This window comes from uncultured Aquimarina sp., assembly GCF_947492965.1.
Classification (GTDB): domain Bacteria; phylum Bacteroidota; class Bacteroidia; order Flavobacteriales; family Flavobacteriaceae; genus Aquimarina.
The window spans coordinates 406278-420709 of the sequence record NZ_CANLOZ010000001.1 but is presented as its reverse complement, the minus strand read 5'-3'; the positions used below and the strand labels follow the sequence as shown (position 1 = coordinate 420709).

Sequence of the window (14432 nt, the reverse complement as noted above, 5' to 3'; positions counted from 1 at the left end):
AATATATTTCAGCTTAGAACAATTATAAAAAACGCATAAGAATTCTGAAAAATCGATTGAAACCAAACAGAATAGTATCTTTGAGGCCAGATCGTAAAAATTCAATATGGCTCCTGTAGTTTCTGGCTTTTCTAAGCTTTCTAAATCAGACAAAATAAACTGGTTGGTAGAACATCATTTTAATAATGATCAAAAAACTATCGAAATACTTAAAACGTACTGGAATTCTGACGAAAAGCTTCAGCAATTGCATGATGAGTTTACTGAAAACACCATATCGAACTACTATTTACCATTTTCCATAGCCCCAAACTTTTTGATCAACGGAGAGCGTTTTACCATTCCAATGGCAATTGAAGAGAGTTCTGTAGTAGCTGCAGCCAGCAAAGCCGCTAAATTTTGGCAAAATCGAGGTGGCTTTCATGCAGAAGTATTATCTACGACTAAAGTCGGACAAGTACATTTCACCTTTAAAGGAGATATTTCTTCATTAAGAACATTCTTTGAAACTATAAAATCTGATCTTATTTCGTCTGCTTCTCATATTACCAAAAACATGGAAAAAAGAGGTGGAGGAATTATTGATATTGAGCTAAGAGACAAAACTGATGAAATCGAAAATTATTATCAACTTCATTGTACATTTGGAACAGCAGATGCAATGGGTGCTAATTTTATAAACTCTTGCTTAGAGCAGTTTGCCGATTTTCTAACCAATGCTGCCGATTCTTATGATAAATTTTCAGATGATGAAAAGGATATCGAAATCATCATGAGTATATTGTCTAATTATGTCCCAGAATGTGTTGTAAAAGCTTCTGTTTCTTGTCCTGTAGAAACCTTACCTACTGTAGAAGGATTATCTCCTGATGCCTATGCCCAAAAATTTGTAAGAGCCGTAGAGATTGCCAAAATAGAACCCTACAGAGCGGTAACTCATAATAAAGGTATTATGAATGGAATAGACGCCGTAGTATTGGCTACAGGAAACGATTTTAGAGCTATTGAAGCAGGAGCACATGCTTATGCTTCTAGAAATGGTAAATACACAAGTCTTACCGATGCCAAAATTGAAAATGATACATTTTACTTTTCGATACAAATACCATTAGCTTTAGGAACTGTTGGAGGGCTAACCTCTTTACATCCTTTAGTAAAACTAGCACTAAACTTATTAGGAAAACCAGATGCCAAACAATTAATGAAAATTACGGCGGTAGCAGGACTAGCGCAAAACTTTGGAGCGATCAATTCCTTGATTACAACCGGAATTCAGCAAGGTCATATGAAAATGCATTTGATGAACATTCTAAATCAGTTTGAGGCAACAGCTTCAGAAAAGGAATCATTGATAACATATTTCAAAACCAATACAGTAAGTCATAGTAAGGTAGTAGAACAAATTGAAAAGCTCAGAAAATAATGAAAACTCGTTTCTTCCTAAAAAATTTAATCTTAATATCCGCAATTACTTTTTGCATCCATATTGCTATAGAATACTTCTATTTTAATCGTTTATCTTTTTTACAAACTGCTATTTCTTCAATTGTATCAGGAACCTTAGTATCGTTGGCTTTTTTATATGCGAATACTAATAAAGAGAAATAACTTTAAACAGAGATATTAGCTTAAAAAGAAAAACATAAAAGTTCTTTTTGTGGTCTATAATTTCAGAAAACTGTCATAACTAAATAAAACCTTCGTCCTTACTACAGGAAGTATCTTGGTAATAGCTCATTCTTAACAATAATTCAGTCTTAAGCATTACCTTCAAGGTTTTTAGTTATGCCCACCAAATTATATCTCTTACTATATTTTTACAGAAAGCAATTTGTAGTGCTTACATTTGCTACGTTATTGCTATTATTTAGAGATAATAACACTAATCTTTCTTTTATTATCCTTATTAAATTACTGTATTTTCTGGGGTTAAAAGTATGGCACAAGTTTGTATCTTATACCAACATTGAGGTTTCATATACAGATCGTTTCTTCTTTTATGAAAACCTTGGCTTACATCATATGTATCTTTTTCTGGTTGGGTTTCTTTTTGATTGTATAATTTCTGCAATCACATTTTATGCATTTCAATATTTTATTTCATGATTTTGGAAATTGACAATATAGAATTATCCTACGGTGATAAGTTTATCCTGAACGGTATTTACATAAAAGCAGAAAAAGGAAAAGTAACGGGAATATTAGGAAGAAATGGATGTGGAAAAAGTAGTTTATTAAAAATTGTTTTTGGGCATTTAAAACCGCAAAATAAGTTAATCCGAATTGATGGAAAACACCAAAGCAAACCCTTATACTTATCCAAAAAAGTAAAATATTTATCTCAAATTGATACCATACCCAAAAATATACCTCTAAAAAGGGTATTTAGACTATTCGATCTTACTTGGGAAAATTTTATGTCCGACTTCGAAACTTTTCGGAAATATAAAAACCCTCACATATATGATCTATCAGGAGGTGAAAAAAGAATAATTGAAACCTACCTTATGCTCATGAGTCCAGGTGACATTGCATTGTTGGATGAGCCTTTTTCTAACATTACTCCTTTATATGTCGAAAAATTCATCGAACTTATTGAAAAAGAAAAAGCACATAAAATCATCATTATTACCGATCACATGTATCGCCAGATTCTTAATGTATCCGATGAGCTATATTTGATAAAAGACAATACATCGATTCCCATAAAAGAACCTTCTCAATTAGTAGATTATGGATATTTAAATTATCTCCCAACTTAATTAGGTATTGCAATCAAATTCTCTGATACCAACAATTTCTAATTTATTTCTTACCTAATTTTATAAAAGCACTTAAAAAAGTACATTTGTTTTTGACTAATCTATCTTATATGTCGAAAAACAAATTTTATAGTCACGGTAAACTACTCTTAACTTCAGAATATTTAGTCCTTGATGGTATCCCAGCATTAGCATTACCTACCAAAAAAGGTCAATGGCTAGAGGTAACTGAAAATGAGACCGCACAAATCACCTGGAAAAGTATTGATTATAATAACTTGAAATGGTTTGAAACTACCATACCACTACCTTTGCAAGATTTGTATTCTATAGAAAGTTCTTCTACTTCTATTATACATGACGAAGAAGGATTAGGTATTACTGAAACACTTTTCAAAATTTTAAAAGTAGCTCAGGAATTAAATCCAAAATTTTTATCCGATCCTAAAGGATATGGTATAGAAACGAAATTAGAATTTAATAGACAATGGGGACTAGGTTCTTCTTCCACACTTATAAACAATATTGCTCAATGGGCTGATGTAGATGCTTACACATTACTCAATAAAAGTTTTGGAGGCAGTGGTTATGATATTGCCAGTGCCAAACATAATAGTCCTATACTATACACTCGTAAGGAAGGAAAACCTCTTGTACAGGAAATAGATTTCAAGCCCACTTTCAAAGATTCTTTATTTTTTATCTATTTAAACAAAAAACAAGACAGTAAACAATCCATCAAACACTATCAATCATTACCTCTTAAAGATTTTGATAAAGCTGCAACTTCCATCACAGAAATCACTCACAAAATAGTTAGCTGTGATTCTTTAGAAGAGTTTAATGTATTAGTAGATTTACATGAAGATATCATCTCAAAAATCATTAATACTCCTACTGTAAAAACTAATTTATTCTCAGATTATGCAGGAAGTGTAAAAAGTTTAGGTGGTTGGGGAGGTGATTTTGTACTAGCTATAGGAAGTAAAAATGACATGAAATATTTTGAAAACAAAGGTTATCAAACGATTATTCCATATACAGAAATGATTTTATAGGATTTTGTATAGAAAGAAAAGGCTATACCTCTTGAATTTATCTGTTTAAAAGAGATATTAATTATATAAAATATCTTTAAATCTATTCTTTTCAAACTCATACTATTTTATTCGAAAACCCTACAAAAACGCGCTTACTCAGCGTGTTTTAACCTCTTATCTCTGCAAAAAAGACAATGTACATAAAATGTTAAGATATAATTATTAAAGCAGTAAAACATTCCTTCTTTAAATTTGGTTCTTAAACATAATGTTCAAAATGAGCTTAAAATGCTCATTAAATAAATCGTCATTAATTAAAAAATAAAAAAAGAACGTAAATCAATTTTTTACTTAAAATCTTAAGTAAGTTTTCGTTGATTTTCAGATTTCATTTTTTGATCGATTTATTTATGATTTAATTTTCGCTCGCCACAAATCGTTAAAATGGGCTATAATCTATTTTTGGAAATAAAATTATAGCTCGAAATTAAAAATTGTCCCGATGAAAAAAAGAAATTTATTTGCTACCTTAATTTTATTATTGGTAGTTTTTCAAGTTAATGCCCAAGTCGTTTATAGCGATGACTTTGATGAAGGAATACTCTCTGTAGAGTCTTCTAGTTCTTATTCCTCATCTTTATCTGGAGGAAATCTGGTTATACAAGGAGATGGTACCGCTGGGGATTTTGATCCTATTGTGTATACTTTGCACAATTCCGGAACAGATATATCGATAGATGCTTCTAGTAACAATAAGCTTTTTATAAAAGTTTCAGGAACTTCTAATCCTGATTTCAGAGTAGATATACAAGATGAAGATGATTTTGTAACTAACTTAAGTCCACAATCTGTTAGAATAGATGGCACTTCTACAATTTATGAACTTGATTATTCCTCTAGCTTACAAGATGGAGGCTATGGAGGATCTTCTTGTACCCAAGCTACAGCACCTTGTTCAGTAGATTCTTCTAAAATTAGGTTTGTGCAATTTTTTGTCAATCCTGGGACCAATGGAGGCCAGTACAACGGAACAATTACTATTGACTGGATTTCTTTTGGAGAACCTTTAGAAGCTATTCCTCCTCCATCTACCCTTGATGTTCGTTATAATCAAGTTGGATATTTAACTGGAAGAAATAAGACTATTAGTATTGCAGCGCAAAGTAGTTTTAGTAATCAAGCTTATACAGTTTTAGACAGTAATGATAATATAGTATTATCAGGAACCACAGGACCATCCTCTTTATGGAGTGATTCAGGAGAACATATTTCCAATGTTGATATTTCTGGAGTAGATGCTGAGGGAACTTATCGTTTTCAAGTTGATCAGGAGGAGATTTCTTTTAAAGTCAGTGATGATGGATATGCCGAACTGAGAGAAGAAGCCTTTAAATACTATTATTACAATCGATCGTCTACTGCTTTAGAGGCTACTCATGCTGGCGTATATGCCAGACCAGCAGGAACACCGGACACACAAGTAAGAATACATTCATCAGCAGTTTCTTCTGGTAGACCTGAAAACTTCATCATATCCTCACCAAAAGGATGGTATGACGCTGGAGATTATAATAAATATATTGTAAATAGTGGAATAAGCACTTATACCTTATTAGCTGCTTTCGAACACTATAAAACAGAATGGGAAAACTTACAATATAACATACCTGAACAAGGTGGCGATCTTCCTGATATTTTGGATGAAGTATTATGGAACCTAGATTGGATGTTGACTATGCAAGATCCTTTTGATGGAGGAGTCTATCATAAGTTAACAGCAAAATCCTTTTCTGGAAGAATTATGCCTGCGGATTACAACTTACAGCGATATGTAGTTCAGAAATCGACAGCAGCCGCATTAAACTTTGCAGCAGTAACAGCGGTAGCATCCAGAATATTTGCCGATTACGAAAACGTACGTCCTGGATTTAGCACTCAATTAGAAAATGCTGCTAAAGATGCTTACACTTGGGCAAAAGCAAATCCTACTGTTTATTATAGTCAAGGAGGCGGAGGTCCAGTTTCGGATATTCAGACTGGAGAATATGGAGATACGAATGTAACGGATGAATTTCAGTGGGCAGCCGTAGAATTATTTATTACGACTGGAGAAAACACTTACAGGGATGATATTAATGTAAGCTCTATTGGAGGAGGAACACCCAGTTGGCCTTATAGTGATCCTTTAGCACTAATTTCTATTGCACATCATGCAACTAGTTTAACCGGATCTATAAATGTTACACAGGCCAACAATACTTTATTAGGAACAGCCAATGAACTAAGAGATCGTGTTAATTCGTCTGCAATGAAAATTACCATGGAAGGCAATGATTACTCATGGGGTAGTAATGGCGCTGTTGGAAACCAGCTTTTTTTACTAATTAGAGCATACGAACTTACAAATGATGAATCCTATTTAGATGCTGCTTATACAGCAATGGATTATATTTTTGGAAGAAATGGTACAGGATTCTCTTATGTTACAGGATTCGGAGACAAGCAAGTATTCGAACCTCATCACAGAATTTCTGATGCCGATGGTGTTTCAGCACCAGTACCAGGAATGATTGTTGGTGGACCACAAAACGAAAATAATCCAGATACTGGAGATTGCTCTGGTTCTGGTGTGAGTTTTCCTACTAACTTTCCAGCGTCTAAATATGTAGATCACTGGTGTTCTTATTCTACCAATGAAATCACTATCAACTGGAATGCTCCGTTAGTGTATGCAATGCACGCGTTAGATTTTTATCAAAGAGAATCAAATACACTATCCATAGATGAAAACGAACAAATCGAAAACGCATTTAAGATTTTCCCTAATCCAACAAGCAATGTTTTAAACATCCAATCTTCCTTATCTACCACTATTTCTAAAGTAGAATTATATTCGGTACAAGGAAAGAAAATACTATCTCGCGAAGTAGACAAAACAATCGCCAATATAGATATTAATAATGTTACTTCAGGTTTATATCTGGTTAAGATAATTGCAGAAGGTCAAAGCTATACTTCTAAATTAATCAAACAATAGATTAATTAGGTTATTCGAATTTTATTAAAAATAAAAAACCACTACTTGTAAAATGTAGTGGTTTTTTATTTTTATAAGATATTCTATCTATCCTAAAGCTCTAATGCTCTGCTAACATCATTATCCATTAATAACTCTACTGGATTTTCTAACGCTTCTTTCACTGCTACTAAGAACCCTACAGATTCTTTACCATCAATTATTCTGTGATCATAAGATAACGCTACGTACATAATTGGTGCAACAACAATTTGACCATCTCGTACAATTGGTCTTTCTACAATATTATGCATTCCTAAAATAGCACTCTGAGGAGGATTGATTATTGGAGTTGACAACATACTTCCGAATACTCCACCATTTGTGATTGTAAAGGTTCCTCCTGTCATTTCATCTACAGTAATTTGTCCTTCTCTAGCGCGAATAGCTAATCTTTTCACTTCTGACTCTACACCTCTGAAACTTAAATTTTCCGCATTTCTAATTACTGGAACCATTAATCCTTTTGGTCCAGACACAGCAATACTTATATCCTGAAAGTCGAAAGAAAGCATTTCTTTACCATCAATCATAGAGTTTACTGCTGGATACATCTTTAGTGCTCTTACACAAGCTAACGTAAAGAATGACATAAATCCAAGACTTACTCCATGCTTAACCTTAAAGGTTTCTTTATATTCTTTTCTTAAATCAAAAATTGGCTGCATATCTACTTCATTAAAAGTAGTAAGCATCGCAGTTTCGTTCTTTACAGAAACTAATCTCTCTGCTACTTTTCTTCGTAACATAGATAATTTCTTTCTAGACTCTCCTCTACTTCCTAAACCTGGAGTCCCCATAGAAGGTTTAGCATCAACAGCATCTGCTTTTGTAATACGACCATCTCTACCAGTACCTTTTACCTGAGAAGCATCAACACCTTTTTCCGCTAATACTTTTTTAGCTGCCGGAGAAGCAGTACCTGTAGCGTACGTAGTTGTTTTCTGAGGAGCTGGTGTTTCTGCTTTTACCGGAGCAGGTTCTTCTTTTTTCTCTTCTACTTTAGGAGCTTCAGAAGATGCAGATGCACCTCCTTCTGGTTTTGCAGCATCCGTATCTATAAGACATACAACCTCACCAACCGCTACTGCATCACCCTCTTCTGCCTTTAAAGTGATAATACCGCTAGCTTCTGCAGGTAATTCTAATGTTGCTTTATCACTATCTACTTCGGCAATAGCTTGATCCTTTTCTACATAATCACCGTTTTCTACAAGCCATTGAGCAATTTCTACTTCTGTAATGGATTCTCCCGGAGAAGGGACTTTCATTTCTAAAGCCATAATTCTAAGTTTATACTTTATATCGCGTGAGCGAAAAATTTTCGATTTTTACTTTACCTTACTATTTCTTTTTTCTTCTTTGATTGTCTTTTGTTTTATCAAATACAAAATCAATCACTTCCTGATGCCTTCTTTTAGATCTTGTTGCGCTTCCAGCTGCTGGAGCTCCATACGGTCTTCTACTTGCAAATCTAAATGAAGTTGCTCCATCAAAATGCATTAAAATATGACTTAATGCTCCCATATTACGTGGTTCTTCCTGAGCCCAAACAACATCTTTTGCTTTGTTATACTTTTTAATTAAAGCATCCATTTCGTTCACCGGAAGTGGGAATAATTGTTCTATTCGAACTAAAGCTACATCATTTCTTTCTAACTTTTCCTTTTGCTCTAAAAGATCATAATAGAATTTACCAGTACAGAATACTAGTGTTTTCGTGTCTTTTTCTTTAGCATCTGCATCATCGATAACTGTTTGAAAACTTCCATTTGCCAAATCATCGATAGAAGAAACTACCTTAGGATGACGTAACAAACTTTTAGGAGTAAAAATAATCAAAGGCTTACGATAATCAGCTTTCATTTGTCTTCTTAGCAAATGAAACAAATTAGCTGGTGTAGTAACATCTGCAACAAACATATTATCCTTAGCACATAATTGTAGATAACGTTCCATTCTAGCAGAAGAATGCTCTGCTCCTTGCCCCTCATAACCATGAGGTAATAACATCACCAAACCATTTTGAAGCTTCCATTTATCCTCAGCAGAAGAAATGTACTGATCTATCATGATTTGAGCACCATTACTAAAATCTCCAAATTGAGCTTCCCAGATAGTCAAAGACTTAGGACTTGCCATTGCATAACCATAATCAAATCCTACTACTCCATACTCTGATAAAAATGAGTTATAGATATAAAAATCTCCTTGATCACCTTTCAGGTTATTTAATAATAGTACCTCTTCTTCGCTATCTTCCACTTTTATAACAGCATGTCGATGAGAGAAGGTTCCTCTTTCTACATCTTGTCCACTCATACGCACATCATATCCTTCTTTTAATAAAGATCCATATGCTAATAGTTCTCCCATCGCCCAATCTAACTCATCTGTTTCAAAAAAGCGCTTATTTCTATCCTTTATAATTTTATCAATTTTTCGAAGGAACTTTTTATCGGATGGTAGTTTGGTAATTACTTCAGCGATTTCAGTAAGACTCTCTTTAGAACACGTAGTATCTACATTTGCCATCATCTCATCTTCCTGAACTCTCGTAAAACCTGCCCATTCATCTTGCATGAACGGCGTGATAATGGTTTTATCCTGCTTACGAGAATCTTCTAACTCTTCTTCCAGTGATGCTTTATACTCTTTTTCCAATTCCGCTACATAGTCATTGTTTATAATGCCATCCGCGATTAATTTTGCTGCATAAATATCTCTTGGGTTTTTATGCTTAGCAATTGCTTTATACAACTTAGGTTGTGTAAAACGTGGTTCATCTCCTTCATTATGACCATATTTTCGATATCCTAATAAATCGATAAATACATCACGCCCAAAATTCATTCTAAAATCCAAAGCAAAATTAGTAGCATGAACTACTGCTTCGGCATCATCTGAATTTACATGAAGTACCGGAGAAAGTGTAACCTTACCTACATCTGTACAATATGTAGAAGAACGCGCATCTAAATAATTGGTAGTAAAACCAATTTGATTATTTACTACAATATGGATTGTACCACCAGTCTTGTATCCGTCTAATTGCGCCATTTGAACAATTTCGTATACCAAACCTTGTCCTGCAATAGCGGCATCTCCATGCACTACAATTGGTAACACCTGAGATATATCTTCTTTATAATGTCTATCTTGTTTTGCTCTTGTGATTCCTTCTACCACAGCACCAACAGTTTCTAGGTGGGATGGATTTGGTGCTATATTCATATTAATAGCTTTCCCTGAATCCGTTTCTCTCTTAGAGGTCCATCCTAAGTGATATTTCACATCACCATCAAAGATCGCTTCTTCATAATCCTTACCATCAAACTCACTAAAGATATCTTTTGGGCTTTTCCCGAAAATATTGGTAAGTGTACTCAAACGACCTCTATGTGCCATTCCCATCACAAACTCTTTAACTCCCATATCAGCTGCTTTTTCAACCAAGGCATCTAATGCAGGGATTAAAGACTCTCCTCCTTCTAGTGAAAATCGTTTCTGACCAACGTACTTAGTATGCAAGAAACTTTCAAACGAAACAGCCTGATTAAGCTTCTTAAGAATATGCTTTTTCTGATCGTTAGTAAACTTCGTTCTGTTGGTATTAAAATTTACACGACTTTGTATCCAAGCACGTTCCTCAGGATTACGAATATACATATACTCGATCCCTATTGCATCACAATATATTTGTTCTAAATGAACAATGATATTGCTCAAAGTGTTCGGTCCGATACCAATTATCTCACCTGCGTTAAAGGTAGTATTGAGATCAGCTTGACTTAAACCAAAATTTTCTAATGCTAATGTAGGTGTGTATTTTCTGCGCTCTCTAACTGGGTTCGTTTTGGTAAAAAGATGACCTCTTGTTCTGTAGCCATCGATTAATCTAATTACCTGAAACTCTTTTTGAACATTTTCTGGAACTGCAACAGTATCGCCTGATTCTTTTTCGATATAAATGGTTTCTCCGACACCATCGGCACTTTCCATACCAAAATCAAATCCCTGAAAAAATGCTCTCCAGCTTGGCTCTACGCTATCTGGGCTTTGCAGATATTGATCATATAAGTCTGCAAAAAATGCGGTATTAGCCGCATTCAAAAATGAATATTTATCCATATGTAAGTATTCAACCGTCTTTTTATTATAAAACATCACAAAAATACAACAATTACAGTATAATGAGTATCGAATTATATATATTTATTGTAACATTTTTTTACAATTTTAACAATGAAACTAATTCTTATTCATAAAATCAAAATTTCCGTATTAGTATTATCAATTTTCCTTTCCTTACAAGAATGTTATGCTCAGGATAATAATTTTTGGTCCAAAGTTAGAATTGGTGGAAATATTGGTATTGGTTTTACCGATGATACGTTTAATGGTATTTTAGCACCTTCTGTAGTGTATGATTTTAATAATCAGTTCAGTGCGGGATTTGGACTCAACTTCGGTTATACAGATTCTCGAAATTTTACTGCTACAAATTATGGTGCAAGTCTTATTACATTATACAACCCTTTTCCTTCTTTACAACTATCTGCTGAGTTTGAACAAATGGGTGTAAGCAGAAATTTCGAAATTGACGGAGAAGATTTCAGTGATGATTATTGGTATCCAGCTCTTTTTATAGGTGCAGGATATAGGATTGGTTTTGTAAGTGTTGGACTCAGATATGATGTTTTATATGACGAAAACAAAAGTATCTATGCAAGTGCTTATGCTCCTTTTGTGAGAGTGTTCTTTTAAAAATTCCCGCTATTTGCTGCAAAAATCTGGTAGTTTGTCTAGAAAAACTACTTATTATCTAATATTAGGCCTTATAAGATCAAATCTGCATTTCTTTTAGTAATTTTATGATTATTAAATAATAAGACCCCAAAAACATCATGAAAAACTTAACTCTAACGCTATTAGTAGCAATAGCACTGTCGTCTTGTTCTAGTAACAAAAAAGTAGCCACTTCTAATTTCGATCCTAATAACAATCCTTATTTTGTAAAAAAAGATAAATCTGTTAGGACAGGAGAAGTTAACGATCCAAAAATTCAGAAGAAAATAAATACGATTATCGAAAGTCATCTCGGTGTTTCTATTTCTTCTATAGCCATATCTCCAATCACTAAGACGGATAATGGCTATTACTGGAAATTTCTAAATGTTAGAAATGGAAGTAGTTTCAAAGGGTTTTCGGACCTAAAATTTAGTTCCGTTAAAATAGAGAAGAATAATAAAAAGGAAAACACACAGGTTTCGGACTTTTAGCTACTCATTTTACCAAATATGAAAAATACATTTGGGCTTTCTATTCGAATAACTCTCTAGTTTTTTTTCTGCTTTTCTAAGTAAACGGTATTTATATAAGATATCTTCCTTATTTTCAATACAAACTCCTTTATCAAATGCTAAGGAGTCGAAATATCCTTGGTCCCACTCTGAAAGTATTGCTCCATGCTTTCTTTCAATACAAGCTGGAACATCATCATCTTTAAAAAGCATTCGTTGCTCGGTAATTTCTATAACTTTTTCAACACTAGTAGAAGATACTCCTTGACTACTCTCTTTATAAAGTGTATTAAAAAAAATCTCTTCTGATATTACGGTTTTAAGCTGCAATGAATCGTTTTGAATAAAATAATTCTCCAAAAACGAATTATTTCCAAAACCTTGTTTATAGATATGCATCATCAATTTTAACTCCTCCTTCTCATAATAATATTCAATTCTACCAGATATATCCTCACCACATTTATAATATTTCGTTCTATTCTTTAGCAAGGTATCCTTTACATTAATTCTTTCTAAAAAAATTTCATAACGATCATTAACCTGATCAAATTTATCTTGACCATAACCAACATGGATAATTACTATCAATAAAAGCCTCGTAAACATCTTCACTTTAATACAATTAACAATTACTTCTTTTTTTACTCTGTAGCGTTTGCATTTCATCGATGAATCCAACAAATTATCTAATTTTTCATTTTTAAAACACACTTAAACCATAAAAAAAATACGGTTTAACAATACATTTGTACAAGAAACAAACTCATTATGAAAGCAAAACTACTTATAGTTTTCTTAGGATTTGCAGCAGTAAGCTGTTCAGGTTCTAAAGAAACACTAAAAACTAAAGAAGTAAAAGTAACTACTTCTAAGAATATAGCTACCCAAGCATCATCACAAAATAATGTTAGTGGAGAAATAAACACAAAAATCAATACTATTATCCAAAACTATCTTGGTGTTCCTATATCCTCTATAGCTAGATCTGATGTGCAAGAAACAGAAAAAGGATATCAGTGGAAGTTTATGAATGTAAAAACTGGAGAAAACTTTACGGCGAACTCTGATTTTACTTTTGACTCGATCAAGATTACTAAAAATAAAAGGAGTTAATAAAACTTATACCTATTACAATTTTATTAACCTTATTACGCAGTGTTTTTTTGCCTCAAACCAAGCGTGGACCTGATTTTCTGATCAGGTCTTTCTATTTATACAGTTCTATTCATTAGCTGTTTACCAAAAGTCTCCAAGACTTTCTTTTTGTCATCCGAAATTGACAAACCTTCTAATACATCAAAAGCCATTTTGGTGTATTTCTCAATTTCCTGTCTTGTACTTTCCTTAGCACCAGTTGTTTCAAAAATCCCTTTAACTGTTTGAATCTTTTCTGAAGGATTTTCTGGATGCAATGAAAACAACCCTTCTAATTGTTTCTTTAGACTATCATCCCCTTTTTCTATCGCTTTCAAATACAAAAAGGTTTTTTTATTCTCAATAATATCGCCCCCTACTTGTTTTCCAAAAGTCTCTGGATCTCCAAAAGCATCCAAATAATCATCTTGTAATTGAAATGCAATTCCTAATAATCGTCCAAAATCATAAACAGATGATCTACAAGTGTCAGAAGCTTCAGCTATAATAGCTCCCATTTTCATAGCCGCCGCAACTAAAACTGCTGTCTTATATTCAATCATTTTTAAATACTCAGGAATAGTAACATCATCTCGTGTTTCGAAATCAATATCGTACTGCTGTCCTTCACAAACTTCAATCGCTGTTTTTGAAAACAACTGAGCTAACTGTCTAAAAATATCTCCTTCATAATTTTCGAAAAGTTGATATGCATTGATCAACATAGCATCACCAGAAAGAATCCCTGTATTTACATCCCATTTTTCATGAACCGTTTCTTTTCCCCTTCTCAGCGGAGCATCATCCATGATATCATCATGCACTAAAGAAAAATTATGAAAAACCTCTATTGCCAAAGCTGCATCTAAAGCTTTTTCGTATGAACCTCCAAAAATTTCGCAGCTCATCAATACCAAAACAGGCCTAAGTCTTTTACCTCCTAATGTTAGTATATAAGAAATAGGTTCATAGAGATTCTTAGGTTCTTTTTGTATCGTATTCTCTGATAAATAATCTAAAAAATATTTTTGGTAATCGGAAATGGTATGCACTGAATGAATTTTTGTGCTAAGGTATAATAAAAATTAAAAAAATAATTCTTGAAATTGAGATC

11 protein-coding genes are annotated in these 14432 nt (G+C 33.3%); 7 read left to right on the top strand and 4 right to left on the bottom strand.

The window, feature by feature from the left end:
• The first annotated feature begins 106 nt into the window (after positions 1–106).
• The 4 genes from Q1B37_RS01765 (at position 107) to Q1B37_RS01750 (ending at position 6839) form a co-directional block, all read left to right on the top strand.
• Positions 107–1423 (top strand): hydroxymethylglutaryl-CoA reductase, degradative, encoded by a 1317-nt coding sequence (locus tag Q1B37_RS01765; RefSeq protein WP_299894762.1) that lies wholly within the window; start codon positions 107–109, stop codon positions 1421–1423.
• 679 nt (positions 1424–2102) lie between these two features.
• Positions 2103–2762: an ABC transporter ATP-binding protein gene (locus Q1B37_RS01760; RefSeq protein ID WP_299894759.1), complete on the top strand. Its 660-nt coding sequence runs from the start codon at positions 2103–2105 to the stop codon at positions 2760–2762.
• A 110-nt stretch (positions 2763–2872) separates the two neighbouring features.
• Entirely contained in the window at positions 2873–3820 is a 948-nt protein-coding gene (locus tag Q1B37_RS01755; RefSeq protein ID WP_299894757.1) for a GYDIA family GHMP kinase, read from the top strand.
• A 484-nt stretch (positions 3821–4304) separates the two neighbouring features.
• Entirely contained in the window at positions 4305–6839 is a 2535-nt protein-coding gene (locus tag Q1B37_RS01750; RefSeq protein WP_299894754.1) for a glycoside hydrolase family 9 protein, read from the top strand.
• A 92-nt stretch (positions 6840–6931) separates the two neighbouring features.
• On the opposite strand, the gene odhB is transcribed toward Q1B37_RS01750, so the two are convergent.
• Together odhB and Q1B37_RS01740 are read right to left on the bottom strand one after the other, a co-directional pair.
• The gene (gene odhB, locus Q1B37_RS01745; protein WP_299894752.1) at positions 6932–8161 is read right to left on the bottom strand and encodes a 2-oxoglutarate dehydrogenase complex dihydrolipoyllysine-residue succinyltransferase; all 1230 of its coding nucleotides are present in this window, start codon (positions 8159–8161) and stop codon (positions 6932–6934) included.
• Between the two features lie 61 nt (positions 8162–8222).
• Positions 8223–11009 carry a 2-oxoglutarate dehydrogenase E1 component gene (locus tag Q1B37_RS01740; RefSeq protein WP_299894750.1) on the bottom strand — a complete coding sequence of 929 codons (2787 nt, stop codon included), beginning with the start codon at positions 11007–11009 and terminating at the stop codon, positions 8223–8225.
• Between the two features lie 114 nt (positions 11010–11123).
• On the opposite strand from Q1B37_RS01740, the gene Q1B37_RS01735 reads away from it, so the two are divergent.
• Entirely contained in the window at positions 11124–11645 is a 522-nt protein-coding gene (locus tag Q1B37_RS01735; RefSeq protein ID WP_299894747.1) for a hypothetical protein, read from the top strand.
• Positions 11646–11785: 140 nt separating this feature from the next.
• Positions 11786–12160 carry a hypothetical protein gene (locus Q1B37_RS01730; RefSeq protein WP_299894744.1) on the top strand — a complete coding sequence of 125 codons (375 nt, stop codon included), beginning with the start codon at positions 11786–11788 and terminating at the stop codon, positions 12158–12160.
• A gap of 9 nt (positions 12161–12169) precedes the next feature.
• Here Q1B37_RS01730 and Q1B37_RS01725 read toward each other — a convergent pair whose 3' ends face one another.
• Positions 12170–12772 carry a hypothetical protein gene (locus tag Q1B37_RS01725; protein ID WP_299894741.1) on the bottom strand — a complete coding sequence of 201 codons (603 nt, stop codon included), beginning with the start codon at positions 12770–12772 and terminating at the stop codon, positions 12170–12172.
• Positions 12773–12952: 180 nt separating this feature from the next.
• Between Q1B37_RS01725 and Q1B37_RS01720 the strand changes: the two genes are divergently transcribed.
• Entirely contained in the window at positions 12953–13297 is a 345-nt protein-coding gene (locus tag Q1B37_RS01720) for a hypothetical protein (RefSeq protein WP_299603813.1), read from the top strand.
• A gap of 98 nt (positions 13298–13395) precedes the next feature.
• On the opposite strand, the gene Q1B37_RS01715 is transcribed toward Q1B37_RS01720, so the two are convergent.
• On the bottom strand, positions 13396–14370 hold the full coding sequence (locus Q1B37_RS01715) for a polyprenyl synthetase family protein (protein WP_299894738.1): 975 nt from the start codon (positions 14368–14370) through the stop codon (positions 13396–13398).
• Between the last annotated feature and the right edge of the window lie 62 nt (positions 14371–14432).

Bases quoted from the DNA above. Each gene is read 5' to 3' on its own strand.
- Q1B37_RS01765 (WP_299894762.1), top strand. From the start codon at position 107: ATGGCTCCTGTAGTTTCTGGCTTTTCTAAGCTTTCTAAATCAGACAAA.
- Q1B37_RS01760 (WP_299894759.1), top strand. From the start codon at position 2,103: ATGATTTTGGAAATTGACAATATAGAATTATCCTACGGTGATAAGTTT.
- Q1B37_RS01755 (WP_299894757.1), top strand. From the start codon at position 2,873: ATGTCGAAAAACAAATTTTATAGTCACGGTAAACTACTCTTAACTTCA.
- Q1B37_RS01750 (WP_299894754.1), top strand. From the start codon at position 4,305: ATGAAAAAAAGAAATTTATTTGCTACCTTAATTTTATTATTGGTAGTT.
- odhB (WP_299894752.1), bottom strand. From the start codon at position 8,161: ATGGCTTTAGAAATGAAAGTCCCTTCTCCGGGAGAATCCATTACAGAA.
- Q1B37_RS01740 (WP_299894750.1), bottom strand. From the start codon at position 11,009: ATGGATAAATATTCATTTTTGAATGCGGCTAATACCGCATTTTTTGCA.
- Q1B37_RS01735 (WP_299894747.1), top strand. From the start codon at position 11,124: ATGAAACTAATTCTTATTCATAAAATCAAAATTTCCGTATTAGTATTA.
- Q1B37_RS01730 (WP_299894744.1), top strand. From the start codon at position 11,786: ATGAAAAACTTAACTCTAACGCTATTAGTAGCAATAGCACTGTCGTCT.
- Q1B37_RS01720 (WP_299603813.1), top strand. From the start codon at position 12,953: ATGAAAGCAAAACTACTTATAGTTTTCTTAGGATTTGCAGCAGTAAGC.